This is a genomic window from Enterobacter sp. BNK-13, assembly GCF_048685015.1.
In the GTDB taxonomy this organism is placed as follows: Bacteria; Pseudomonadota; Gammaproteobacteria; order Enterobacterales; family Enterobacteriaceae; genus Enterobacter; species Enterobacter quasiroggenkampii.
This window is the reverse complement of the sequence record NZ_JBLQTP010000001.1, coordinates 3,104,088-3,127,727: the sequence shown is the minus strand read 5'-3', so window position 1 is coordinate 3,127,727 and position 23,640 is coordinate 3,104,088. Positions and strand designations below refer to the sequence as shown.

The following is a 23,640-nucleotide window of genomic DNA, read 5'->3' as shown; positions in this document are numbered from 1 at the left end:
CAATGAGTGTACAACTGGGCATTAACCCGCTGACGTGGACGAACGACGATCTGCCTTCTCTGGGCGCAGAGACGCCGCTGGAGACCTGCCTGAGCGAAGGTAAAGAGGCCGGTTTCGCCGGTTTCGAGCTGGGCAATAAGTTCCCGCGCGAAGCGCGCCTGCTCGGCCCCATCCTGCAGCGCCACGACCTGCAGCTGGTCTCCGGCTGGTATTCCGGCCGCCTGCTGGAGCGCAGCGTGGAGGAGGAGATCGCCGCCGTGCAGTCCCACCTGACGCTCCTGCGCGAGCTGGGGGCGAAGGTGCTGGTCTTTGCGGAAGTGAGCGGCTGCATTCACGGCGAGCAGCAGACCCCGGTGCACCTGCGCCCGCGCTTCCCGCAGTCGCGCTGGAAGGAGTACGGCGAGAAGCTTACCGAATTTGCCCGCTACACCCAGCAGCAGGGCGTGCAGATTGCCTACCATCACCATATGGGCACGGTGATTGAGTCCGCCGACGACGTGGACAATCTGATGACCCACACCGGCGACGCGGTGGGGCTACTGCTGGATACCGGTCATCTGACCTTTGCCGGGGCCGATCCGCTGGCGGTGGCGCAGCGCTGGGCGTCGCGTATCAACCACGTTCACTGCAAAGACGTGCGTGCCGACGTGCTGGCGGACGTGAAAAACCGTAAAACCAGCTTCCTTGATGCGGTACTGAGCGGCGTGTTTACGGTGCCGGGCGACGGCTGCGTGGATTATCCGCCGATTATGCAGCTGCTGAAGGCGCAGGACTATCACGGCTGGCTGGTGGTGGAGGCGGAGCAGGATCCGGCTATTGCCCATCCGCTGACCTACGCCCGTCTGGGGTATAACAATCTGAGCCGTCTGGCGCGCGACGCCGGACTGATTTGAGGAGGTGACATGTCACGTCTGTTATCACGCTGGCAACAGCCAAACGCGGAGGGGCGCACTCAGTCCGTCACGCCGGAAAGCGCAGGGTGGGGGTACGTCGGCTTTGAGGCGTATGAGCTGCAGGAGGGGCAGACGCTGACGCTGCCCGCCGTCCGTGAAGAGCGCTGCCTGGTGCTGGTCGCCGGGCGCGCCTCCATCAGCACGCCTTCCGCGCAGTTTAACGACATCGGCGAGCGGATGAGCCCGTTCGAGCGCATCAAGCCGTGGGCGGTGTACGTCACTCCGCAGGAGACGGTGCAGGTGAAGGCGCTGACGACGCTGGAGCTGGCGGTCTGCGCTGCGCCGGGCAAGGGCACCTATCCGACGCGGCTGATTGCGCCGCAGGATATCGACGCTGAAGCGCGCGGCAAGGGCCACAACCAGCGCTACGTGCATAACATTCTGCCGGAAGACAAGCCCGCCGACAGCCTGCTGGTGGTGGAGGTCTGGACCAACGAGGGCTGCACCAGCTCGTACCCGAGCCACAAGCACGACACGGATAACCCGCCCCAGGAGACGTATCTGGAGGAGACCTACTACCATCGCCTCAATCCGGAGCAGGGGTTCTGCATGCAGCGGGTTTACACAGACGACAGAGCGCTGGATGAGTGTATGGCGGTCTATAACCGTGACGTGGTCATGGTGCCGAAGGGCTACCACCCGGTGGCGACGATGGCCGGGTATGACAGCTATTATCTCAACGTGATGGCCGGGCCGGTGCGCAAGTGGATGTTCACCTGGGAAGAGGACCACGCGTGGATTAATCGGGATTATCCCGCGGATGGCGGGCGCTGAGGCTGTTTTTTGCCGGGTGGCGCTGCGCTTACCCGGCCTACAATTCGCAAAAAATTACTTTGCTTCAATCGCCTGCTCAATCGTCCGGGCAACGATCTGCGGCTGGCTCACCATCGACACGTGGCTCGCCGCCACCTCGGTGGTTTTCGCGTGGATCGTCTTCGCCATCGCACGTTCAAGATCGGGGTTGATCATTCGGTCATTTTTGCTGACCACAAACCAGCTCGGTTTGTCATGCCACGCCGCGTGGGCGACCTTTTCACCAAACGCCTCGGCCTTAATTGGCCCCTGCGTGGCTGCAATCGTATCTTGAATGGCTGGCTTCACGTCCGGCGCGAAATCCTTCCTGACGGCTTCCGTCGGCAGGTATAAATAGCCGTCCGCCGTTTTGGCAATGCCCGCGCTGCCCGGCGGTGCAGGGTAGCTTCCTGCCAGGTCCGCCGTCGACTGGCCGGAGTCCGGCGCGAAAGCCGCCACATACACCAGCGATTTTACCCGCGCATCGTTGCCCGCTTCGCTAATCACGGTGCCGCCCCAGGAGTGACCCACCAGCACTACGTCACCCTGCGCGCGGGCGATGGCCCGCTTTGTGGCGGCAACGTCATCTTTTAGCGACGTGAGCGGCAGCTGGACGGCAATGACCTCTGCGTGCTGTTTCTGCAACAGGGTAATGACCTTATTCCAGCTGCTGCCGTCGGCAAACGCGCCGTGGACCAGCACGACGCTGGTTTTACTCTGCGCAAAGGCGCTGGCGGAAAGCGCCAGCAGGCCTGCCGTGACTACAGACAGTGCTTTCATCTTCAGACTCCTTAAAAATGGTGGACCGCCGCGTGGGGCGGGACGGTGAATTCAACGGTTTTGTGGTCGAGCGGCTTGTGCGTCGGGTCGGCCAGAATTATCGTCACCTTGTGTTTACCGGCGGGCAGCCCCACCAGGATCACCGGCTCTCCGCTGGTGTCAGCCCAGTGCCACGGCGCATCATCCACCACCACGTGAATGTGCCCAATGCGCGGGGTGACCTTGAGCGCGTCGGGCCCGAATACCGGCTCGATGCGAAGGTTTTCGGCGCGGTACTGGATAAACACCGCGCCTTTGCTCAGCGGCCCGGCAAGCGGCGGATCGACGATCAGTTTTGCAGGCGGCTGCGGCTGCGCCAGCGGGGCAACGGCGGCGGGGCCGTTAACGTCCGCGGCGCTCAGATTGTCCAGGGGAGTGGCCTGGGCACCTGCGACGGATGTCAGGACAAGCAGGGGGAAAAGTACGTAGCGACGAATCATTGCTCTCTCTCCTCATCAGTTCTCAATGGCGACAGGGAAAGAAAACCATTTTTATGTATCGGAGATATTTGCCGGAGGGGGCGTTTTGTACCCGTTTGTCACCGTGGCCCGCGGGATACAGTGCGATACAGTTTGCCTCCCGGGACGGCGCACAATGGCTATCGCCAGCCCGGCAATCAGCAGCGTCAGGCCCGTCGACACCCCCATTGCACCCGCGATCCCCAGCGTTTTATTTAGCCACGCATAGGCATACGGTGAGGCTGCAGCCATCAGCTGGCCGGGAATAAGCAGCATGCCCGTGCGGCGGGCATAGCTTTCCGCGCTAAACAGCTCCAGCGGCAGGGTGGCTTTGACAAGGGTAACCAGCCCGTTGATGGCCCCATAGCCCAGCACAAAGCCGGCCGCACACCAGACAAACAGGGCGCTGCTCAACCCAACAAGAAAACAGAGCGGCATGGCGAGAGCGGTAAAAAGCGTTAATGTGAATGGCGTTAAGCGAGCCCCCGCCAGCACCTCCAGCGAGCGCGCGCCTGTCTGGCCGATTCCCCACAGCATGCCGATAGCGACCGGCAGGCCGTAGTGGGCAATAAACTCCGGCAGATGGGTGGAGGTGCCGTTAGAGACAAAGGTGATGAGGGCAATGAAGGCGGCATAAAGCCAGCCGTTTCGGCGCTCGTTGTTCAGCGGCGGTGCGGCGATTTTCGTCGTCACCGTCAGCCGCTGCCGGGGAAGCGTGCGGATCAGCAACGCGCTCAGCAGGCCAAGCAGGGCATAAATGCGTAATGCGTCCTGCCAGCGCATCACGTGAAGCAGCGCATCGCCCAGCGGCCAGAAGACGACAGAGGCCAGCCCGCCCGCCAGCGTGACGCGCGAGATTGTTCTTCGCGCCTGTTGTCCGTAGAGGTTGACCAGCGCGGCGAACAGCGCATCGTACAGCGACAGGCGCATTCCCACGCCCGTGACCAGCCAGGCGCCGTACCAGCCATAAAGCGTCCGGGTATACGCCATACAGGCGCAGCTTGCGGCGATCAGCAGCGTTCCGCCCATCACCACCTTTTGACCGCCAAAGCATGCCAGCAGGCGGGCGACAAAAGGGGAAACCGCCGCCATCACCAGCATCGCCAGCGTCAGGCCGAGGTAAATCTGCGGTGACGACCATCCCCGGTCGGCTGAAATGGCCAGCGCAAAGGTGCCGGGCATATAAAACGAGATCCCCCAGTTGATGAGCTGATTGCACCCGGCCGTAAGGGCGAGGCGGTGTGGCAGGGCAGGTGTTTCCATGAGTGTTCATTCCGCTATGCAGTTGTCCAGAGCATAACGGGCGCGGTATTGTGCTGGCAGGGCCGCAACCTTATGCGCGGTATAAGAGAAACTTTGAATGACGACGCTTAATCTGGGCTATCTCGCCACCTTCCGTCTGGTGATACAGCGCGGCAGTTTTTCAGCGGCAGCGGACGTGCTGGGCCTCTCCCAGCCCGCCGTCAGCCTGCAAATACGCCAGCTGGAGCAGTTTCTGCAAACGCGGCTGGTGGAGCGTACCGGGCGAGGGATTAAGGCGACGGCTGCCGGAGAAACCTTGCTGGCGCACGGGGAGCGTATTCAGCAGGTGGTGGATGACGCCATCCGGGCCGTGAATGCGTTTAGCCACGACGTAAGCGGCACCATTACGCTTGGCACGGGGGCAACGGCCTGCATCCATCTTCTGCCGCCGCTGCTGGAGCAGCTACGCCGCGACTATCCGCTCCTGAGCGTGGGGGTGACGACGGGCAACACCCTCGACATCGTCAGAGCTATCGAAGAGAACCGTCTCGATATGGGGCTGGTCACGCTGCCGGTGAGTGGCAGAGCGCTGGACGTGATGCCGGTGATGGACGAAGAGTTTGTCTTTATCGCCTCAAGGGAACAGCAGGCAGCTTTCAGGGACTTCACCCCAGCCGCGCTGCACGTTCATCCGCTGATAGCCTTTGAATCAGGTAGTGGCACCCGGGCGCTGATCGACGGCTGGTTTGACGGCCAGGGTTTAGCGATCGCGCCGGTGATGCAGCTTGGCAGCATCGAGGCGATCAAACGCATGGTTCGCGCAGGGCTGGGCTACAGCATCGTGCCGCGCATGGCGGTGGAACAGGAGGTCGATCGCGAAGGGCTATGGGTGATGTCGCTGATGCCCATGCTGCAGCGGCAGCTGGCGGTAGTCATGCGGCAGGATAAAATCCTCAGCAAAGGGATCGCGGCCCTTATTCGGCTCGTGCAACAGCCTTCGGCGGTTTAGCGGTCAGCGGTGTCGACGGTCAGGCTGGATTGCTGCGACTGGGTTTTATCCTGATGGTGGTACCAGGCGCCAATCGAAGAGTAAACGAAGCGGCCAAAGAAAAACAGGAAGCTGATGAGCAGTATGATGCGGGTCATTCGGGTGTTAAATCGATGTCGTTTGCGCATACGCGTGACCTGACTCACTCTGTTTTTCCTGGATAAGCCCTTCCGGGCGATAAGGATATTAAGGCACAGCGGGAAGATGGGGTCAATTCTGTGATGTGTAAATAACCGTCAATGTTTACATTAATTAATGTTATTGAAATTAATCAACGCATTTACCATATTGATAATATGAAGAAAAAGATGTCGAAAAAACGCCACAAAATGTTATTTGCGTAAAGTAGTTTGATTTATGTCAACGGATTCCCGGCCCTGATATTTAAAATCCTTCCTCCACACTGTTCGCCCGACATGCTGCCGGGCGGCGCGTACGTCAGGTTGGATGCCTGTCTTTATTTCCCTCTGGAGCGATAGGGGTTTAACCGGGCATCTATGACTATTCTCGCTTTCCTGAAAAACAATGCAAACCGCTGGTGGGCATTGCCGCTTATTTTACCTGTGGTTTTACTTCCCGCGCTGAGCGTCGCGAATACGTTTACGCAGCTGGGTGACGGCATTGTGGCACTCTATTATTTACCGCTCTCATTTTTGCTTTCGCTGATGATGTTTTTTGGCCTGGAAGCGCTGCCCGGGATCGTATTATCCCTGTTTATCCGCTATTACCCGTCGGTCGGGATGTTTGAAACGGTTGCCGGTGTGCTCCATTTTATCGTCCCTTTAGTGCTCAGCTGGGGCGGCTACCGGGTGTTTGCGCCCAGACGCAATATGACGGCGTACGGCGACATCCGCTTGATGGCGCAGCGCATCTTCTGGCAGGCCTTCTGCCCCGCGACGCTGTTTCTGGTGCTGTTTCAGTTTGCCGTGTATCTGGGCGTGTATGAGAGCCGCCAGAGCCTTGCGGGGTTGAACCCTCTTAACATTCGTACGCTCATCAACTACCAGGCGCTGCTGGTCAGCGGGCTGACGGGCGTGCCGCTGAGCTATCTGCTGATCCGCCTGATTCGTCATCCGCGCTATATCAAAAGTCTTCTCTCGCAGATCCGTGCCCAGATAGACAAAAAGGTGACGGTCGCTGAGTTTGTGCTGTGGGCGATTGCGCTAGGCGGACTGCTTACGCTGCTGCTGCTCCCGATGAATGAAAACAGTTCCATATTCACCACAAACTATACCTTGTCGCTGCTGATGCCGGTGATGCTCTGGGGCGCGATGCGTTTTGGCTATAAGCTGATATCGCTGATCTGGACGCCGGTGCTGCTGGTGTCAATTCACTACTATTATCACTATATCCCGCTGAACCAGGGGTATGACATTCAGCTGGCGATCACCTCGTCCAGTTACCTGGTCTTCTCGTTTGTGGTGATTTATATGTCGATGCTGGCGACTCGCCAGCGCGCCGTGAATAAACGCTCCCGCAGGCTGGCGCTGCTCGACCCGGTCGTCCATATGCCTAACCTGCGGGCGCTGTCGCGCGATCTGGCGAAGAATCCGTGGTCGGCGCTCTGCCTGCTGCGCATTCCGGAGCTGGAAATTCTGGGCCGAAATTACGGCGTGCTGCTGCGTATTTTGTACAAACAGCAGCTGGCGCAGTGGGTAAACGGTACCCTCCAGCCCAACGAGCAGGTGTATCACCTCACCGGGTATGACATGGCGGTGCGGCTAAACGCGGAATCGCACCAGCAGCGAATTGAAACCCTGGACGAGCATATCAAGCAGTTCCGCTTTGTCTGGGACGGCATGCCGCTGCAGCCGCAGGTGGGTGTAAGCTACTGCTATGTCCGGTCCCCGGTTAACCATCTTTATCTGGTGCTGGGTGAGCTGGGGGTGGTGGCCGATCTGTCACTCTCCTCAAACCATCCGGAAAATCTTCAGCAGCGTGGTGCCGTCCATTTGCAGCGCAGCCTGAAGGATAAAGTCGCGATGATGAGCCGCCTGCAAAAGGCGCTCGATAACGACGAATTCACCCTGCTGGTTCAACCCGTTCGCGGCCTGCGTGGCGATCGCTATCACGAAGTCCTGCTGCGGATGCCGGATACAAACGGGCTATTGATCTCTCCCGACCAGTTCCTGCCTGTCGCTCAGGAATTTGGTTTGTCCTCCCGGGTGGACCTGTGGGTGCTTGAGCATACGCTGCGCTTCCTGGCCGCGCATCGCGAGAGCCTGCCCGGCCAGCGTTTTGCCATTAATCTGGCCCCCTCAACCGTATGCCGGGTGCCGTTCCCGCTTGAGGTGAGTCGCCTGCTGACGAAATACGCCATTGAGCCGTGGCAGCTGATTTTTGAGGTGACGGAGTGCAGCACCTTCGGCAGCGGGGAGCAGGCGCTACACATCCTCCAGCAGTTGCAGAAAATGGGGGTACGCATTGCGATTGATGATTTCGGGACCGGCTATGCAAGCTATGCGCGGCTGAAAAGCGTGGATGCCGACATTCTCAAGATCGACGGCAGCTTTATCCGCAATATCGTCAACAACAGCCTGGATTATCAGATCGTGGCGTCTATCTGCCATCTGGCGCGCATGAAGAAGATGCTGGTGGTGGCAGAGTATGTCGAGACCGAGGAGATACGTAGCGCGGTTCACGCGCTAGGCATCGATTATGTGCAGGGCTATCTGATTGGCAGGCCAGCGCCGCTGGAATCACTGCTGGAAACAGAGGCGTCCTGCGCGGACGCCTGAACCGTTACGCGGCGACGTCAGCGCTCTCTTCTTCAATTTTGAGCAGCCAGCCGGTGACCGCTTCCCAATACTGTTGCTCTTTTTCCAGGTCCAGCAGGACCAGCGCATTCTGGCTGAACCAGTCGTGCGGGAAGCTCAGCGTCCAGTGATGGTCGTCGGTTTTAAGCTTCAGCGTGGGAGGCGTGGTGGTCGCCTGACGCTGGTTATTGAGCAGCACGCCAAGACGCAGCAGCTGAATGAGCGGCAGGAACTGCTTTTTCTTGAACAGCGTGAAGCGCGGCAGGTCGTCGAGCTTGATGGCTTTGCGGTGATACCGCACCAGAGTCGCCATCATGGTTTGCTGCTCCTGGTTGAAGCCAGGCAGATCGCTGTTTTGCAGAATATAGGCCGAATGGCGGTGCATCCCGCTATGGTTGATGTTCAGCCCCACCTCATGGAGCATCGCGGCCCATTTTAACAGCGCGGCAAGCTGCGGGTGCGCGAGCTTCGGATTCTGCTCTTCCCACTGCTCGTACATCTGCACCGTGGTGTCCAGCACGCGCTTCGCCTGCTCGCGGTCGATGTTGTACTGGTTAGCCAGGCTTTGCGCGGTGCGGCTGCGAATATCCTGATGGCGGAAACGGCCTTCCATTTCGTACAGCACGCCTTCGCGCAGCGCGCCGTCGGAAAGGCGCAGCTCTTTAATGGCGAGAGCGTCAAACACGCCGCAGAGGATGGCCAGCCCCGGCACGAAGACCGCCTTACGCTCGTCGGAAAGACCCGGCAGGCTTAAGGCGTCAAAACTTTTATGCTTCAGCACTTCGTCGGTCAGCAGCGTCAGGCGTTCGGGCGTGATGAACCCGTCTTTTTCACCCATTGCCAGCAGCACCTCATGCGCCGCTTTGATGGTGCCTGACGCGCCCAGCGCCACGTTCCAGCCCTGAATACGGTACTGCCAGGCCAGGTTTTCCAGTTTCTGGACAGCCGCCATACGCGCACGCTGGAAGTTCTCGCGGGTGATGGTGCCGCCCGGGAAATACATCTGCGCGAAGCTGACGCAGCCCATACGGCGGCTTTCCACCAGGCGAGGCTCAAAGTCTTCGCCGATCACCAGCTCCGTAGAACCGCCGCCGATGTCGATCACCAGCTTGCGCCCTTTTTCCGGCTGGGTGTGTTCGACGCCCATGAAAATCAGACGCGCTTCCTCGTTACCGGAAATGATCTCAATCGGGTAGGGGATCACCTTTTCGGCCCGCTTGAGAAACTCTGGCGCGTTCAGCGCCTGGCGCAGGGTGTGGGTGCCCACGATGCAGACGCTGGAGGGCGAGAAGCCCTGCAGGCGTTCAGCAAACAGCGACAGGCAGTTTAACCCACGCTCCATTGCCTCTTCGCTGAGCATGCTGCGTTCATCAAGGCCATCCGCCAGGTGCACGCGCTGCTTCAGACGACCGATGATCTGCAGCGCGCCATCCACCTCACGGGCGATGACCATATGGAAACTGTTAGAGCCTAGATCGACCGCGGCGAATTCCTGCGGGCGTGGGGTCTTATCATTTATCGGCATAGGTTAATCGGGTTGCTCGAGTGATTTGATATAGTCGTAAATCGCCAGTTGCGACCGCACTTTGCGGCGGTTGCCGCGCGGTACATAGCGGTTACTGAGTTCTTTGTCGATATAGCGTGCTTTCACGGTATCGCTGAACAGAATCTCGATGATGTCGAGGATCTGCTGCTTCAGGCGCGGATCCAGCAGCGGTGCCGCGACTTCAATTCGGTAGTCAATATTGCGCGTCATCCAGTCTGCCGAAGAGAGATAGACCTGTTTATCACCCGCATTATCGAAAATATAGACCCGATCGTGTTCCAGGTAGCGGTCAACAATGCTGATCACGCGAATATTGTCGCTGATGCCTTCCAGTTCCGGGATCAGCGAGCACATGCCGCGGATCAGCAGGTTAACCGGTACGCCGGAGCTGGACGCGGCGTACAGCCTGTCTACCAGCCCTTTGTCCACCAGGTTGTTGAGCTTCAGCGTGATGCCGGACGACAGCCCTTTCTGGGCATTGGCGATCTCTTTATCGATCATATCGTACAACAGACGGCGCGAGTTCTGCGGCGAGACCAGCAGATAGTCGAAGCTTACCGGACGGTACGGGTTCTCAATAAAGTTAAAGACCCGGCGCACCTCGTTGGTGATGCGGGCATCGGCGGTCAGCAGCGAGTAGTCGGTATAGATTCGCGCCGTTTTCTCGTTAAAGTTCCCGGTACCGATGTGGGCGTAGCGCACCACCTCGTCGCCCTCTTTACGGGAGATCAGGAACAGCTTGGCGTGAATTTTCAGCCCCGGCGCGGAGAAGATGACGTGTACACCGGCTTCCGTCAGACGACGCGCCCAGTGAATGTTCGCCTCTTCGTCGAAGCGCGCCTGCAGCTCCACCACCACGGTCACTTTTTTGGCGTTGTGCGCCGCGTGGATCATCGCATCGATGATGCGGGAATCTTTTGCCACGCGGTAGATGTTAATTTTGATCGCCAGCACGCTCGGGTCGAACGAGGCCTGACGCAGCAGTTCCAGCACGTGTTCAAAGGTGTGATACGGATAGTAGAGCAGGACATCGCGTTCGCGGATGGCGTCAAAACCGTTGCGGAATTTATCGAACCAGAGATGGCGCAGGCGCGGCAGCGGCTTGTTCACCAGATTGGCTTTGCCGACGTTCGGGAAACCGATAAAGTCTTTAAAGTTGTGGTAACGGCCACCCGGCACGATGGAGTCATAGCGCGAAATGGTCAGCTTCTCGCGCAGCATCTCCACCATGGCGTCCGGCATATCGCGCTGATAAACAAAGCGCACCGGCTCGGCCGTCAGGCGCTGTTTCAGGCTGGAGGACATCAGCTCCATCAGGCTGGCTTCCATCTCGTGCACCAGGTCATATTCGGCGTCACGGGTCATCTTCATCGAGTAGGCGTTTAACGCATCGTAATCGAAGAAGCCTTTGAAGATGTCGTCCAGACAGTAGCGCAGGATATTATCGAGCAGGATCATCGGCTTGCGTCTGCGCGGGGTTTCCGGCGGCAGGTTCACAAAGCGCGGCACTTTGTCGGACGGGATCTCCAGCAGCGCGTAACGGATAGATTCACCGCGGATAATTTCCACAGCCAGATAGGTGTAGTCATCTTTCAGGAACTGCACCAGATCGGTTTCGCGGTTGATGAGAATCGGGGTAATGTGCTGGCGCAGGTACTGTTTAAAATAGTGGCGCAGCCAGTTTTGTTGGTTAACGGAAAGCTGACGTTCGTTAATCAGGAAGATTTGATTACGCGCCATCTCCAGCAGCAGTTCGTTATACAGGCCGTCAAATTCCTGATCGGCTTTCAACACGCGGGACTGGATTTTGCCCAGCAGGTGCCGCGAGTGCGAGTTTAGGCCCTGTTCTTCGCTGATGATGATGCGTCTCTTTAGCTCGGCAAAGCGAACCTTGTAGAACTCATCCAGGTTGTTGGAATAGATGCCCAAAAAACGCATGCGTTCGATCAGCGGGTTACTTTTGTCAGCCGCTTCCTGGAGTACACGTTCGTTAAATGCTAACCAGCTTAGCTCTTTCTCGATATATAACTTTTCCTGACCCATTACAGCTCACACTCCAGTTCAATCACAGGACGTGGTAAATCCGTCTCGTCCTTATTATGGCGAGCATTTCCACGATATGTCCAACAGTGCCAGAAAAGTATGACAGTTATTTTTTTTGTTGGGGAATTTAGAGGGTTGGGGGAGAGGGGGCGGGTGGCGCTTCGCTTCCCACGACCTACGAGACCGTAGGCCCGTGCAAGCGAAGCGCCGCCGGGCAATTCAAACAGACTACTCTTCGGCAGCATGACCCTGCGGGGGTAACTTCACGCCATCCAGCCAGGCTACGCCGTCGCGCATTTCAAGACGCCCGTCGACAAACCAGCTTACCACCAGTGGGTAAATGGCATGCTCCTGGGTCTGCACGCGTTCGGTCACGTCTTCTTCGCTGTCGCCTTCAAAGACCGGGACTTTGGCCTGCAGGATCACCGGACCGCCATCCAGCTCGTCGGTCACGAAATGCACGGAGGTGCCGTGCTCCTCATCGCCGTTTTCCAGAACCTGACGATGGGTGTGCAGGCCGGGATATTTCGGCAGAAGAGAAGGGTGAATATTCAGCAAACGTCCGGCGTAGTGCGCGACAAAGGCCGGGCTCAGAATGCGCATATAGCCCGCCAGCACCACGACGTCCGGCGCGTAGGCATCAATCTCCTGAACCAGCTCGCGGTCAAAGGCTTCACGCCCGGCGAACTGGCTGGCTTCCAGCGCGTGCGCGGGTATGTTCGCTTCCCGCGCGCGCTCAAGGCCGAACGCGTCGGCCTTGTTGCTGAATACTGCCCGAATGGTGCCGTTGATTTTCTTCTGCTTGCAGGCGTCTATGATGGCCTGCAAATTACTTCCGTTGCCGGAAATGAGCACCACGATGTTTTTCATTCAATGACCACACGCTGTTCGGAATCGGAGGCTTTAATCGTACCGATTTTCCACGCGTTTTCACCTTTTTCGGTCAGCAGCTTGACCGCTTTATCCGCTTCGCTTGCCGGCAGGGCGATAACCATGCCCACGCCGCAGTTAAAGGTGCGGTACATTTCGTGAGAGCTCACGTTGCCTGCGGTCTGCAGCCAGTTAAAGACCGCTGGCCACTGCCATGAGGACTCGTCGATCACCGCCTGGGTGTTGTCCGGCAGCACGCGCGGGATGTTTTCCCAGAAGCCACCACCGGTCAGGTGGGCAATGGCGTGCACGTCGACGTTCTCGATCAGTTCCAGCACGTTCTTCACGTAGATGCGGGTTGGGGCCAGCAGATGGTCAGCCAGCGGTTTCCCTTCAAGCTCGGTCGTCTCTGGGTCGCAACCGCTCACCTCGAGGATTTTACGCACCAGGGAGTAGCCGTTGGAGTGCGGGCCACTGGAGGCCAGCGCGATCAGCACATCGCCATCCGCCACTTTGCTGCCGTCAATAATTTCTGATTTTTCTACTACGCCGACGCAGAAGCCTGCGACGTCATAATCTTCGCCGTGATACATGCCCGGCATTTCCGCGGTTTCACCGCCGACCAGCGCACAGCCAGACTGCAGGCACCCTTCGGCGATACCATTAATGACGCTTGCAGCGGTATCCACGTCCAGTTTGCCGGTCGCGTAGTAATCGAGGAAGAACAGCGGCTCTGCGCCCTGAACCACCAGGTCATTCACGCACATCGCGACCAGATCGATACCGATCGTGTCGTGACGTTTTAAATCCATCGCCAGGCGCAGTTTGGTGCCTACACCGTCAGTTCCCGAGACCAGAACAGGTTCACGATATTTTTGCGGCAGCGCGCACAGTGCGCCGAATCCACCCAGACCACCCATCACTTCCGGGCGGCGGGTTTTTTTCACCACACCTTTGATTCGGTCAACCAGCGCATTACCTGCGTCAATATCAACACCGGCATCTTTGTAGCTGAGAGAAGTTTTGTTGGTCACGGCTTAAATCCCCACGCGATTGCATAGCTAGTAAGAAAAATCGGCGCAATTCTAACAGTCCAGGCAAACGTTTGCGAGCCTATTCTCGGCGAGAGGATCTTTTTTTACGTGCAGCCTGCCAGTGCGCCCAAACTTGCGTCTGTTCACGAAAATGAAACCGGTTTCGGTATTCTCCTTGCAACCCGAAACGGCTTTGCACATCATTCAACTGAAACCGGTTTCTGTAATTGTTTTTGCAGAAAATAACGCAGAATGAGGGAAAGCGAATGTCAGGATTTAAAGCAGATTTTCTGTGGGGCGGTGCGGTTGCGGCGCACCAGCTGGAAGGTGGCTGGAAAGAAGGGGGTAAAGGCGTAAGCGTAGCCGACGTCATGACTGCAGGCGCGCACGGCGTGCCGCGTGAAATCACCAACGGCGTGCTGCCGGGGAAAAATTACCCTAACCATGACGCCATCGATTTCTACCACCGCTATAAAGAAGACATCAAACTCTTTGCCGAGATGGGGTTCAAATGCTTTCGTACCTCTATCGCCTGGACGCGCATTTTCCCGAGAGGGGACGAGCTTGAGCCGAACGAGGCTGGCCTGAAATTCTATGACGACCTGTTCGACGAGTGCCTGAAGTACGGCATCGAACCGGTTATTACCCTCTCTCACTTCGAGATGCCTTTCCACCTGGTCACCGAATACGGCGGCTGGCGCAACCGTAAGCTGATCGACTTTTTCGTTCGTTTTGCAAAAGTGGTTTTCCAGCGCTATCAGCATAAAGTGAAGTACTGGATGACCTTTAACGAGATCAACAACCAGGCCAACTTCCATGAAGACTTTGCGCCGTTCACCAACTCCGGGCTGAAGTACGCGCCGGGCGAAGACCGTGAGCCGGTGATGTTCCAGGCCGCACACTATGAGCTGGTGGCCAGCGCGCTAGCGGTGAAGGCGGGGCGCGAGATTAACCCGTCCCTGCAGATCGGCTGCATGATTGCCATGTGCCCAATCTACCCGCTGACCTGCGCGCCGGACGACATGATGATGGCGATGAACGCCATGCACCGCCGCTACTGGTTCACCGAAGTGCACGTGCGCGGCAAGTACCCGCAGCATCTGCTCAACTACTTCGAACGTCGCGGCTTCACGCTGGATATCACCGAAGAAGATAAAGCCGCGCTGACACAGGGCTGCGTGGATTACATCGGGTTTAGCTATTATATGTCCTTCGCCACCAAGGCGACGGCGGACAACCCGCAGCTGGACTATGACGAAAGCAAGAGCCTGGTCTCCAACCCGTACGTGCAGAAATCCGACTGGGGCTGGCAGATTGACCCGGTGGGGCTGCGCTACTCCCTCAACTGGTTCTGGGATCACTACCAGCTGCCGCTGTTTATCGTTGAGAACGGCTTTGGCGCAATCGACGTGCAGGAGAGCGACGGCACGGTGAACGACCAGTACCGCATTGACTACCTGGCCGCCCACATCCGCGAGATGAAAAAAGCGGTGGTGGAAGATGGCGTAGACCTGATGGGCTATACCCCGTGGGGCTGTATCGACCTGGTGTCTGCCGGTACCGGTGAAATGAAAAAACGCTACGGCTTTATCTTTGTCGATAAAGACAATGAAGGAAACGGCACGTTGAACCGCAGCAAGAAGAAGTCGTTCGACTGGTATAAGCAGGTGATCGCGAGCAACGGGGAGCAGCTATAATTGCCCGGTGGCGCTGCGCTTACCGGGCCTACGGGATGTGTAGGCCGGGTAAGCGTTAGCGCCACCCGGCAGAACCCCGCACCCAAGCCGGAGCCCAGCCTCTGGCTTTTTTGTTTTTGATTGATGTACATCAAGCAACATGGGTATGGCCTAATCCGAAAAAAGCGGTATAATCCCGCGATTTTTTTGCGGATGCCATTCAGAGGAGAAAGAGAATGAAGATTGTGGAAGTGAAACACCCACTCGTTAAACACAAGTTGGGCCTGATGCGTGAGCATGACATCAGCACGAAGCGTTTTCGCGAACTGGCCTCTGAAGTCGGCAGCCTGCTGACCTACGAAGCGACCTCTGATCTGGAAACGGAAAAAGTCACCATCGAAGGCTGGAACGGTCCGGTACAGGTTGAGCAGATCAAAGGTAAGAAAATTACCGTCGTGCCTATCCTGCGTGCCGGTCTCGGCATGATGGAAGGCGTGCTGGAGCACGTGCCAAGCGCGCGCATCAGCGTGGTGGGGATCTACCGTAACGAAGAAACCCTCGAGCCAGTTCCTTATTTCCAGAAGCTGGTGTCCAACATCGACGAGCGTATGGCGCTGGTGGTTGACCCGATGCTGGCAACCGGCGGTTCAATGATTGCCACTATCGACCTGCTGAAAAAAGCGGGCTGCAGCAGCATTAAAGTGCTGGTGCTGGTTGCGGCACCGGAAGGGATCGCGGCGCTGGAAAAAGCGCACCCGGACGTTGAGCTGTATACCGCCTCTATCGACCAGGGCCTGAACGAGCACGGGTACATCATCCCGGGGCTCGGCGATGCCGGCGATAAGATCTTTGGTACGAAATAATCGAATAACGATAAATAAGCCGACTTTGATAGTCGGCTTTTTTTTGAATAAAACACCAACAACGATACTACTCAGAGGAAAACACTATGACGCGCCGTGCTATCGGGGTGAGTGAAAGACCGCCGCTTTTACAGACTATCCCGCTTAGTTTGCAGCACCTGTTCGCCATGTTTGGCGCAACCGTGCTGGTGCCAATCCTGTTCCATATTAACCCGGCTACCGTGCTGCTGTTCAACGGCATCGGTACGCTGCTGTACCTCTTCATCTGTAAAGGCAAAATCCCGGCGTATCTCGGGTCGAGCTTTGCCTTTATCTCTCCGGTGTTATTGTTGCTGCCGCTGGGTTATGAGGTCGCGCTGGGCGGCTTTATCATGTGTGGCGTGCTGTTCTGCCTGGTCTCCTTCATCGTGAAGAAAGCCGGTACCGGCTGGCTGGACGTGATGTTCCCACCAGCGGCGATGGGCGCCATCGTGGCCGTCATCGGTCTCGAACTGGCGGGCGTGGCGGCGAATATGGCCGGTCTGCTGCCTGCTGACGGCCAGTCACCGGATTCCAAAACCATTATCATCTCGCTGGTAACGCTGGGCGTAACGGTCTTTGGTTCCGTACTGTTCCGCGGCTTTATGGCGATTATCCCGATCCTGATCGGCGTGCTGGCGGGCTACGCGCTCTCCTTCGTGATGGGCGTGGTGGATACTACCCCGATTGCCGAGGCGCACTGGTTCGCGCTGCCAACCTTCTACACGCCGCGTTTCGAATGGTTTGCGATCTTCACCATTCTGCCTGCGGCGCTGGTGGTGATTGCGGAGCACGTCGGCCACCTGGTGGTAACGGCGAACATCGTTAAGCGCGATTTAATCCGCGATCCGGGCCTGCACCGCTCCATGTTTGCGAACGGTTTCTCCACCATCATCTCCGGTTTCTTTGGGTCTACGCCAAACACCACCTACGGTGAAAACATCGGCGTGATGGCGATTACCCGCGTTTACAGCACCTGGGTTATCGGCGGCGCGGCGATCATCGCCATTCTGCTCTCCTGCGTCGGCAAGCTGGCGGCAGCGATTCAGATCATCCCGGTTCCGGTGATGGGCGGCGTGTCTCTGCTGCTGTACGGGGTAATTGGTGCCTCCGGTATTCGCGTGCTGATTGAATCTAAAGTGGATTACAGCAAGGCGCAGAACCTGATCCTGACGTCGGTGATCCTGATTATCGGCGTGAGCGGCGCGAAGGTGCACATCGGCGCGGCCGAGCTGAAAGGCATGGCGCTGGCAACCATCGTCGGCGTGGGCCTGAGCCTGATTTTCAAGCTGATCTCCGTGATCCGTCCGGAAGAGGTGGTGCTGGACGCTGACGAAAACGAAAAAGCGTCACAGTGATCCTATAACCGGGCGGACGATCCGCCCGGTTCTCTCCTTGCAGGTTCCGTGTTAAACTCCATGCCGATTTTATGTCAGATCTGGTTGAGGTACTTCTGAACGGACCGGCACAGCTCTCTCTGCCACTCTATCTCCCTGACGACGAAACGTTTGCGAGTTTCTGGCCGGGTGATAACCCCTCTTTACTGGCTGCACTGCAAAACGTGCTGCGTCAGGAACACAGCGGATACATCTATATCTGGTCACGCGAAGGCGCGGGGCGCAGCCACCTGCTGCATGCCGCCTGCGCGGAGCTCTCTGCGCGCGGTGATGCGGTAGGCTATGTGCCGCTGGATAAACGAACCTGGTTTGTCCCTGACGTGCTGGAGGGGATGGAACATCTCTCCCTGGTCTGCATCGATAACATCGAATGCGTGGCGGGGGATGAGCCGTGGGAAATGGCGATCTTTAACCTCTACAACCGCATTCTGGAATCGGGCAAAACCCGGCTGCTGATCACCGGCGATCGTCCGCCTCGCCAGCTGAATCTGGGACTGCCGGATCTGGCGTCTCGCCTGGACTGGGGCCAAATCTATAAGCTTCAGCCGCTGTCGGACGAAGATAAGCTTCAGGCGCTACAGCTGCGCGCAAAGCAGCGCGGCTTTGAGCTGCCGGAAGACGTGGGCCGTTTCCTGCTGAAGCGGCTGGATCGTGAAATGCGTACGCTGTTTGACACGCTGGATCAGCTCGATCGCGCCTCCATTACCGCCCAGCGCAAGCTGACCATTCCGTTTGTGAAAGATATTCTGAAGCTATAGTTGTGCCGGGTGGCGGCTGCGCCTTACCCGGCCTACATATGGCACCCGTAGGCCCGCTAAGCGCAGCGCCACCGGGCGAAACCATCAGAGGATCTCGAGCACGTCTTCCGGCGGGCGTCCAATGCGCGCCTGGCCGTTCGCCACGACAATCGGGCGCTCAATCAGCTTTGGATTTTCAACCATCGCCTGTATCAGCTGGGCCTCGGAGAGACGGCTGTCATCCAGGTTAAGCGACGTATACAGATCTTCTTTCTTGCGCATCAGATCCCGCGCACTGCCCATGCCCAGCATATGCAGCAGCTGGCGGAGGGTCTGCGCGTCCGGTGGGGTGTCGAGGTACAGCACCACCTCCGGCTCCACGCCGTTAGACTTCAGCAGGCTCAGGGTATCGCGGCTCTTGGAGCAGCGCGGGTTGTGGTAAATTTTTACGGCGTCTGTCATGACGTGAATTCTCCTTGATTACATCTTCTCGTACGGCTTGAAGCGCTGCTGCAGGCCGCGAAGCTGATCGATACGCGCGTCGTATCGGGCCTGCTGGAGGCTGCCGAGTTTGACCTGCGAGCTGGCGCTACTGAGTGCGGAAATGGCCTGATCGAGGCGCCCCACCAGGGCAAAGCCTTCGGCGCGTGCCGCCAGCTCCTGATCGCGGTTGCCGAGCTGGGCTTCCGCCTGAGCGAGCAGATCCCAGCCGTTTTGATCGTCTTTATTATTAAAGGTGTAGCGGTTCAGGATGGTCGCTGCTTCACCCGGCTGGCCGCCCTGCAAGTAAGCGTTCGCCAGGTTAAGCTGCAGCACCGGGTTGGTACGGACGTCTTTCGCCCCTTTCAGTCGGTTAATCGCATCGGCAGGCTTCTTCTGCCCCAGATCGATATCCGTCGACAGATCGAGGTACCACGGGTTGTTCGGGTCGGCAGCCAGAAGCGGCTGCAGCGCCTTACGCGCATCGTCGTATTTGCTGGCTTCCATCGCCTGGAGCGCCTGACCATATTGCGCGGCGTTCTTCTCGCGCACGTTGCCTTTCGCCAGGGTATCCAGCAGGTCGCTGGTGAGCTGGTTCCGCCCGGAATTGTACATCCCCAGCGTTCTCACTTTCGCCATGTAGAAATCCTGCGAAGACTGGACCACGACCGGGCGCATCTGGTTGGCACGGTTACGCGCGTCCGACAGACGGCTCTCAGGCAGCGGGTGCGTGAGCAAAATTTCCGGTGGACGGGAAGAATAACGCGCTTGATCGAGCAGTTTTTCGAGGAAGCTCGGCATGGCCTGCGGGTCAAAGCCTGAACGCTGTAACACCTGGATGCCGATGCGGTCTGCTTCCTGCTCGTTCTGCTGGGTAAAGCTGATCATCCCCTGGCGCGTTCCTGCCAGCGTACCGGTCAGCGCTGCCATCCCGGCCTGCGGGCTGGCCATCGCCAGCAGAATCGATCCCAGTGCGCCTACCCAGGTAAGGGGAGCGTTACGTTTCTGGTCTTCCATCGCACGCGCCAGGTGACGCTGCGTGACGTGCGAAATTTCGTGCGCCATCACCGAGGCCAGCTGGCTTTCGTTGTCTGAGTAACGGAATAACGCCGAATGCAGCACCACGTTACCGCCAAAGAAGGCGAAGGCGTTGATTTCGTCGTTATTAATTAAATAGAAATGGAAGGGGGTTCTAACCGAATCGGCGTGCGCCACCAGACGCATTCCCAATCCGTTTATGTACTGTACCAGCAAAGGGTCGTTAATCAGCGGGGCGCTGCCGCGCAGCTGGCGAACATAGTAATCCCCCATTTGCATCTCTTGCCCAATAGAGAGCGTGCTTCCTGCTGTGGTGCCCATGTCCGGCAATGTATCGGACGAGTCAGCAAAAGCGGGCAACACCTGACCGACCGTCACCGCGGCAATCAGTGTTGCAACCAGTGTTTTTCTCAATTGCCTGAACATAACCACTGTCCTGTATGTTGGATGTGCTAATTTGACCGATGAACCGGCATATCGTTCATCTCTGCTGCCCTGCGAGTGTAGCCGTGTTGTAGCATGAAGAAAATCCCATTCATCAGGCTTTTGCGGATTGCGATCGGGATACAAAAAGCGAAAGTCTTTTTTGTGACAGTTAGATACAATTCACCGTCTCACTCCCGCCATTCGATTCAGGGAAGGGTTGTATGCTCGAAATGTTAATGCAGTGGTACCGGCGTCGCTTCAGCGACCCGGAAGCCATTGCTTTGTTGGTTATTCTGGTTGCCGGGTTCGGTATCCTGTTCTTCTTTAGCGGTCTGCTCGCCCCTCTGCTGGTGGCGATTGTGCTGGCGTACCTGCTGGAGTGGCCCACGGCGCGCCTGGAACATATCGGCTGTTCCCGCCGCTGGGCGACCAGCATCGTGCTGGTGCTGTTTGTTGGCATCCTGCTGCTGATGGCCTTTGTGGTGATGCCGGTTGCCTGGCAACAGGGAATCAACCTGATCCGCGATATGCCCGGCATGCTGAACAAGCTGTCTGATTTCGCCGCCACGCTGCCGCGTCGTTATCCTGCGCTGATGGATGCCGGGATTATCGACGCGATGGCCGAAAACATGCGCGCCCGCATCATGACGATGGGCGATTCGGTGGTGAAGTACTCGCTGGCGTCCCTGGTCGGACTGCTGACGCTGGCGGTCTACCTTGTGCTGGTGCCGCTGATGGTCTTCTTCCTGGTGAAAGATAAAGACCAGATGCTTAACGCCGTGCGCCGTATTCTGCCGCGCAACCGCGGGCTGGCGGGGCAGGTCTGGGAAGAGATGAACCAGCAGATCACCAACTACATTCGCGGCAAGGTGCTGGAGATGATTGTCGTGGGGGTCGCCACCTGGATTGGCTTCCTGATTTTCGGCCTGAACTACTCGCTGCTGCTGGCGGTGCTGGTGGGGTTATCGGTCCTGATCCCGTATATCGGCGCGTTTGTGGTGACCATTCCGGTGGTTGGCGTGGCGTTGTTCCAGTTTGGGCTGGGGACCGAGTTCTGGAGCTGCTTCGCGGTGTACCTGATTATTCAGGGGCTGGACGGTAACCTGCTGGTACCGGTGCTGTTCTCCGAAGCGGTAAACCTGCATCCGCTGGTGATTATCTTATCGGTGGTGATTTTCGGCGGGCTGTGGGGATTCTGGGGCGTGTTCTTCGCCATTCCGCTGGCAACGCTGATTAAAGCGGTCGTCCACGCGTGGCCGGATGTGCCGGCGGTAGAAGAGCAGTAAGTTTTGCCGGGTGGCGCTGCGCTTACCCGGCCGACTTATCCTTGTAGGTCGGGTAAGGCGAAGCCGCCACCCGACACTCACTTTCAGGCACTTTCTTTCAGCCAGTTCAACACCACGTCGTGGTGGTTGCTGGTTTTGAAGTCGTCAAACACGTGTTCAACTTTACCGTCAGCGTCAATCAGGAAGCTGATGCGGTGAATGCCGTCGTAGGTTTTACCCATAAACGTCTTCTCGCCCCAGACGCCGAACTGCTCGCAAACCTGATGATCTTCATCAGAAAGCAGCGTGAAGTTCAGCAGCTCTTTTTCAGCAAATCGTGACAGCTTTTCTGGTTTATCGGTGCTGATACCCAGCACTTCCACGCCGACTTTCTTCAACTCATCCATGTTGTCGCGTAAGCCGCAGGCCTGTACGGTGCAGCCGGGGGTCATGGCTTTCGGGTAGAAATAGACCAGAACACGCTGTCCCTGGAAGTCGGTCAAATTTACTTGCTCGCCGTCTTGATCCGGTAAGCTAAATTTCGGTGCGATGTCACCGGCTTTCAGTGGATTCATTACTCAACTCCATCCTGTTCGTGCTGCGAATAATTGACGACGCTTATACTGCCCTGCGCGTTTAATTCTGTACAGAGGGCTTTGAACGCTTGCTCGATATTTGACGCATCCTGTGATGCAGGACTGTGCGCGGTAATTTGAATAAAGAGCGTGGGAACCGTGCTTGCGTCCCCCGGCTGTGTGCGGGAAACGAGCTCGGCGATGTTCATCTGATGGCTGTCAAACAGCGCGGTGAAGCGCTCAATCAGATGCGGAGAATCAGGCACTTCAACCTGCACCCAGACGGTAGAAGGCATAGCCGGACGCGGTCGCGCGGTGGTGCGCTTCATGACGATCAGCAAGTCCAGCTCGGCGCCTTTCAGCGGCAGAGTCGATTCAATCAACGTGATGGCGTTCCATGTCCCGGAAAGCAACATAATGAATGTGAACTCTTCGCCGAGCATGGCCAGACGGCTGTCTTCGATATTACAGCCGCAGCTGCTTACGTGGCGGGTGATGGTGTTCACGATACCCGGCCTGTCGGCACCCAGCGCAGTGATAACCAGGTAATGTTGTGATGAGGTTGTCAAACCTGTTCTTCCTTTGCATGGTTAAGTCTTCCTAAGGAAAGCATAAAAAAAACATGCATACAACCGCCTGAGGGCCTCAGGTCGCTTGCTTTTATTACAGTTCCAAACGTACCATTGAGACTCTTGTTCGCACAGAGGATGGCTCATGTTCACGGGAAGTATTGTCGCGCTTGTAACACCGATGGATGAAAAAGGTAACGTCTGCCGGTCTAGCATGAAGAAGCTGATTGATTACCATGTCGCCAATGGAACCTCGGCGATCGTTTCGGTAGGGACTACCGGTGAATCTGCAACGCTGAGCCACGACGAGCACGGCGATGTGGTTATGCTGACCCTGGAACTGGCTGACGGACGTATTCCGGTCATCGCGGGCACAGGCGCGAATGCCACCGCAGAAGCGATCAGCCTGACTAAACGTTTTAACGACAGCGGCATTGTCGGCTGTCTGACGGTGACCCCTTACTACAACCGTCCCACTCAGGAAGGTTTGTTCCAGCACTTCAAAGCCATCGCTGAACATACTGACTTGCCACAAATTCTGTATAATGTGCCGTCCCGTACCGGTTGCGATATGCTGCCGGAAACCGTTGGCCGTCTCTCGGAAGTAAAAAATATTATCGGTATTAAAGAGGCGACAGGGAACTTAAGCCGCGTTCATCAGATCAAAGAGCTGGTTTCAGACGACTTTATCCTGTTGAGCGGTGATGATGCGACCGCGCTGGACTTTATGCAGCTCGGTGGTCATGGCGTGATCTCCGTAACGGCAAACGTTGCGGCGCGCGACATGGCTGAAATGTGCAAACTGGCCGCGGCCGGTCACTTTGATGAAGCGCGTGTCATCAATCAGCGTCTGATGCCGCTGCACAATAAATTATTTGTCGAACCCAATCCGATCCCAGTGAAATGGGCATGTAAGGAGTTGGGGCTTGTAGCAACCGACACGCTGCGTCTGCCAATGACACCGATTACCGACCATGGTCGTGATATCGTCAGGGCAGCGCTGAAGCATGCCGGTTTGCTGTAGAGTTTAGGGAG

General features: G+C 57.5%; 22 protein-coding genes. 10 read left to right on the top strand and 12 right to left on the bottom strand.

Features of this window, described 5'->3' with window-relative positions:
- Nucleotides 1–2 precede the first annotated feature (2 nt).
- Together iolE and iolB are read left to right on the top strand one after the other, a co-directional pair.
- The gene (gene iolE, locus ACMGGQ_RS15080) at nt 3–893 is read left to right on the top strand and encodes a myo-inosose-2 dehydratase (protein WP_196346741.1); all 891 of its coding nucleotides are present in this window, start codon (nt 3–5) and stop codon (nt 891–893) included.
- A gap of 9 nt (nt 894–902) precedes the next feature.
- Complete coding sequence (gene iolB, locus ACMGGQ_RS15075) at nt 903–1,727, top strand: 5-deoxy-glucuronate isomerase (protein WP_063622246.1); 825 nt, start codon at nt 903–905, stop codon at nt 1,725–1,727.
- 54 nt (nt 1,728–1,781) lie between these two features.
- Here the strand turns inward: iolB and ACMGGQ_RS15070 are convergent, their stop codons facing one another.
- Genes ACMGGQ_RS15070 through ACMGGQ_RS15060 form a run of 3 tightly spaced genes read right to left on the bottom strand, consistent with a single transcriptional unit; the run spans nt 1,782 to nt 4,285 of the window.
- On the bottom strand, nt 1,782–2,525 hold the full coding sequence (locus tag ACMGGQ_RS15070) for an alpha/beta fold hydrolase (RefSeq protein ID WP_069719752.1): 744 nt from the start codon (nt 2,523–2,525) through the stop codon (nt 1,782–1,784).
- A gap of 11 nt (nt 2,526–2,536) precedes the next feature.
- Nucleotides 2,537–3,004 carry a DUF6130 family protein gene (locus ACMGGQ_RS15065; RefSeq protein ID WP_063622244.1) on the bottom strand — a complete coding sequence of 156 codons (468 nt, stop codon included), beginning with the start codon at nt 3,002–3,004 and terminating at the stop codon, nt 2,537–2,539.
- A 51-nt stretch (nt 3,005–3,055) separates the two neighbouring features.
- Complete coding sequence (locus ACMGGQ_RS15060; protein ID WP_420290229.1) at nt 3,056–4,285, bottom strand: MFS transporter; 1,230 nt, start codon at nt 4,283–4,285, stop codon at nt 3,056–3,058.
- A 97-nt stretch (nt 4,286–4,382) separates the two neighbouring features.
- On the opposite strand from ACMGGQ_RS15060, the gene ACMGGQ_RS15055 reads away from it, so the two are divergent.
- Nucleotides 4,383–5,273 (top strand): LysR family transcriptional regulator, encoded by an 891-nt coding sequence (locus ACMGGQ_RS15055; RefSeq protein WP_420290228.1) that lies wholly within the window; start codon nt 4,383–4,385, stop codon nt 5,271–5,273.
- Here the strand turns inward: ACMGGQ_RS15055 and ACMGGQ_RS15050 are convergent.
- A complete protein-coding gene (locus ACMGGQ_RS15050; RefSeq protein WP_021241815.1) occupies nt 5,270–5,458 on the bottom strand; it encodes a YfgG family protein in 189 nt (62 codons plus the stop codon). The genes ACMGGQ_RS15055 and ACMGGQ_RS15050 overlap by 4 nt on opposite strands.
- Nucleotides 5,459–5,809: 351 nt before the next feature.
- Between ACMGGQ_RS15050 and ACMGGQ_RS15045 the strand changes: the two genes are divergently transcribed.
- Nucleotides 5,810–8,050, top strand: coding sequence for an EAL domain-containing protein (locus tag ACMGGQ_RS15045; protein WP_420290227.1), 2,241 nt, complete (start codon nt 5,810–5,812; stop codon nt 8,048–8,050).
- 4 nt (nt 8,051–8,054) lie between these two features.
- Here the strand turns inward: ACMGGQ_RS15045 and ppx are convergent, their stop codons facing one another.
- The 4 genes from ppx to purM form a co-directional block, all read right to left on the bottom strand.
- Nucleotides 8,055–9,593, bottom strand: coding sequence for an exopolyphosphatase (gene ppx / locus ACMGGQ_RS15040; RefSeq protein ID WP_008501646.1), 1,539 nt, complete (start codon nt 9,591–9,593; stop codon nt 8,055–8,057).
- Nucleotides 9,594–9,596: 3 nt separating this feature from the next.
- Nucleotides 9,597–11,657 (bottom strand): polyphosphate kinase 1, encoded by a 2,061-nt coding sequence (gene ppk1 / locus ACMGGQ_RS15035; protein ID WP_048029611.1) that lies wholly within the window; start codon nt 11,655–11,657, stop codon nt 9,597–9,599.
- 228 nt (nt 11,658–11,885) lie between these two features.
- A complete protein-coding gene (gene purN / locus ACMGGQ_RS15030) occupies nt 11,886–12,527 on the bottom strand; it encodes a phosphoribosylglycinamide formyltransferase (protein WP_063622240.1) in 642 nt (213 codons plus the stop codon).
- A complete protein-coding gene (purM, locus tag ACMGGQ_RS15025) occupies nt 12,524–13,561 on the bottom strand; it encodes a phosphoribosylformylglycinamidine cyclo-ligase (RefSeq protein WP_063622239.1) in 1,038 nt (345 codons plus the stop codon). The genes purN and purM overlap by 4 nt, the downstream gene beginning before the upstream one ends.
- Before the next feature lie 266 nt (nt 13,562–13,827).
- Here purM and ACMGGQ_RS15020 point away from each other — a divergent pair, with 266 nt between their 5' ends.
- From ACMGGQ_RS15020 to ACMGGQ_RS15005, 4 genes are all read left to right on the top strand, one after another.
- A complete protein-coding gene (locus ACMGGQ_RS15020; protein ID WP_420290226.1) occupies nt 13,828–15,258 on the top strand; it encodes a 6-phospho-beta-glucosidase in 1,431 nt (476 codons plus the stop codon).
- A 215-nt stretch (nt 15,259–15,473) separates the two neighbouring features.
- Nucleotides 15,474–16,100 (top strand): uracil phosphoribosyltransferase, encoded by a 627-nt coding sequence (gene upp, locus ACMGGQ_RS15015; RefSeq protein WP_008501641.1) that lies wholly within the window; start codon nt 15,474–15,476, stop codon nt 16,098–16,100.
- Nucleotides 16,101–16,186: 86 nt separating this feature from the next.
- Complete coding sequence (gene uraA, locus ACMGGQ_RS15010; RefSeq protein WP_048226187.1) at nt 16,187–17,476, top strand: uracil permease; 1,290 nt, start codon at nt 16,187–16,189, stop codon at nt 17,474–17,476.
- Between the two features lie 95 nt (nt 17,477–17,571).
- Nucleotides 17,572–18,273, top strand: coding sequence for a DnaA inactivator Hda (locus ACMGGQ_RS15005; protein WP_213014348.1), 702 nt, complete (start codon nt 17,572–17,574; stop codon nt 18,271–18,273).
- A gap of 84 nt (nt 18,274–18,357) precedes the next feature.
- Here the strand turns inward: ACMGGQ_RS15005 and arsC are convergent, their stop codons facing one another.
- The gene (gene arsC / locus ACMGGQ_RS15000; protein WP_032675303.1) at nt 18,358–18,714 is read right to left on the bottom strand and encodes an arsenate reductase (glutaredoxin); all 357 of its coding nucleotides are present in this window, start codon (nt 18,712–18,714) and stop codon (nt 18,358–18,360) included.
- Between the two features lie 18 nt (nt 18,715–18,732).
- Entirely contained in the window at nt 18,733–20,196 is a 1,464-nt protein-coding gene (gene bepA / locus ACMGGQ_RS14995) for a beta-barrel assembly-enhancing protease (protein ID WP_420290225.1), read from the bottom strand.
- A gap of 221 nt (nt 20,197–20,417) precedes the next feature.
- Here bepA and ACMGGQ_RS14990 point away from each other — a divergent pair, with 221 nt between their 5' ends.
- Entirely contained in the window at nt 20,418–21,482 is a 1,065-nt protein-coding gene (locus ACMGGQ_RS14990; protein WP_045908583.1) for an AI-2E family transporter, read from the top strand.
- 83 nt (nt 21,483–21,565) lie between these two features.
- On the opposite strand, the gene bcp is transcribed toward ACMGGQ_RS14990, so the two are convergent.
- Both bcp and ACMGGQ_RS14980 read right to left on the bottom strand, forming a co-directional pair.
- Nucleotides 21,566–22,036, bottom strand: a complete 471-nt coding sequence (bcp, locus tag ACMGGQ_RS14985) for a thioredoxin-dependent thiol peroxidase (protein WP_008501635.1) — start codon at nt 22,034–22,036, stop codon at nt 21,566–21,568.
- Nucleotides 22,036–22,605 (bottom strand): glycine cleavage system transcriptional repressor, encoded by a 570-nt coding sequence (locus ACMGGQ_RS14980; RefSeq protein WP_023325845.1) that lies wholly within the window; start codon nt 22,603–22,605, stop codon nt 22,036–22,038. The genes bcp and ACMGGQ_RS14980 overlap by 1 nt, the downstream gene beginning before the upstream one ends.
- Nucleotides 22,606–22,750: 145 nt before the next feature.
- Between ACMGGQ_RS14980 and dapA the strand changes: the two genes are divergently transcribed.
- Nucleotides 22,751–23,629 (top strand): 4-hydroxy-tetrahydrodipicolinate synthase, encoded by an 879-nt coding sequence (gene dapA / locus ACMGGQ_RS14975; protein ID WP_008501633.1) that lies wholly within the window; start codon nt 22,751–22,753, stop codon nt 23,627–23,629.
- Nucleotides 23,630–23,640: the final 11 nt, after the last annotated feature.

Bases quoted from the DNA above. Each gene is read 5' to 3' on its own strand.
- iolE (WP_196346741.1), top strand. From the start codon at position 3: ATGAGTGTACAACTGGGCATTAACCCGCTGACGTGGACGAACGACGAT.
- iolB (WP_063622246.1), top strand. From the start codon at position 903: ATGTCACGTCTGTTATCACGCTGGCAACAGCCAAACGCGGAGGGGCGC.
- ACMGGQ_RS15070 (WP_069719752.1), bottom strand. From the start codon at position 2,525: ATGAAAGCACTGTCTGTAGTCACGGCAGGCCTGCTGGCGCTTTCCGCC.
- ACMGGQ_RS15065 (WP_063622244.1), bottom strand. From the start codon at position 3,004: ATGATTCGTCGCTACGTACTTTTCCCCCTGCTTGTCCTGACATCCGTC.
- ACMGGQ_RS15060 (WP_420290229.1), bottom strand. From the start codon at position 4,285: ATGGAAACACCTGCCCTGCCACACCGCCTCGCCCTTACGGCCGGGTGC.
- ACMGGQ_RS15055 (WP_420290228.1), top strand. From the start codon at position 4,383: ATGACGACGCTTAATCTGGGCTATCTCGCCACCTTCCGTCTGGTGATA.
- ACMGGQ_RS15045 (WP_420290227.1), top strand. From the start codon at position 5,810: ATGACTATTCTCGCTTTCCTGAAAAACAATGCAAACCGCTGGTGGGCA.
- ppx (WP_008501646.1), bottom strand. From the start codon at position 9,593: ATGCCGATAAATGATAAGACCCCACGCCCGCAGGAATTCGCCGCGGTC.
- ppk1 (WP_048029611.1), bottom strand. From the start codon at position 11,657: ATGGGTCAGGAAAAGTTATATATCGAGAAAGAGCTAAGCTGGTTAGCA.
- purN (WP_063622240.1), bottom strand. From the start codon at position 12,527: ATGAAAAACATCGTGGTGCTCATTTCCGGCAACGGAAGTAATTTGCAG.
- ACMGGQ_RS15020 (WP_420290226.1), top strand. From the start codon at position 13,828: ATGTCAGGATTTAAAGCAGATTTTCTGTGGGGCGGTGCGGTTGCGGCG.
- upp (WP_008501641.1), top strand. From the start codon at position 15,474: ATGAAGATTGTGGAAGTGAAACACCCACTCGTTAAACACAAGTTGGGC.
- uraA (WP_048226187.1), top strand. From the start codon at position 16,187: ATGACGCGCCGTGCTATCGGGGTGAGTGAAAGACCGCCGCTTTTACAG.
- arsC (WP_032675303.1), bottom strand. From the start codon at position 18,714: ATGACAGACGCCGTAAAAATTTACCACAACCCGCGCTGCTCCAAGAGC.
- bepA (WP_420290225.1), bottom strand. From the start codon at position 20,196: ATGTTCAGGCAATTGAGAAAAACACTGGTTGCAACACTGATTGCCGCG.
- ACMGGQ_RS14990 (WP_045908583.1), top strand. From the start codon at position 20,418: ATGCTCGAAATGTTAATGCAGTGGTACCGGCGTCGCTTCAGCGACCCG.
- bcp (WP_008501635.1), bottom strand. From the start codon at position 22,036: ATGAATCCACTGAAAGCCGGTGACATCGCACCGAAATTTAGCTTACCG.
- dapA (WP_008501633.1), top strand. From the start codon at position 22,751: ATGTTCACGGGAAGTATTGTCGCGCTTGTAACACCGATGGATGAAAAA.